The organism is Streptomyces sp. GbtcB7 (genome assembly GCF_019091445.1).
In the GTDB taxonomy this organism is placed as follows: domain Bacteria; phylum Actinomycetota; class Actinomycetes; order Streptomycetales; family Streptomycetaceae; genus Streptomyces; species Streptomyces mirabilis.
Map to the genome: position 1 here is coordinate 1 of NZ_JAGXJM010000353.1, position 262 is coordinate 262.

Consider the following 262-nt stretch of genomic DNA (forward strand, 5'->3'; position numbering starts at 1 on the left):
TGATCGAGCCGGATCAGGGCGGGATCGGCGTCGTCGGACATGACGGCGACCAGCTCGGTGTCGTCGGCCGACAGCCGGATCGACACGGTCGGACGCTCGTCACCCGCGGCATGTTCGACGACGTTCGTCGCGACCTCGCTCACGGCGAGGGCGAACAGCATCCGGTCCTCGTCCGTGACACCGGGGGCGTCCCGCCAGATCTGGTCCAGGGCGTCGTGGACCGCATCGACCAGCGCCAGCTCGGCCGGGCCGGTGACCTTGG

Annotated in this window: 1 protein-coding gene; it reads right to left on the reverse strand. The window is 70.6% G+C overall.

Annotated features, from left to right (window positions below; translation table 11 throughout):
• On the reverse strand, positions 1 to 262 hold a 262-nt coding region (locus KVT44_RS56245; RefSeq protein ID WP_217577021.1), incomplete at both ends, for an ATP-binding protein.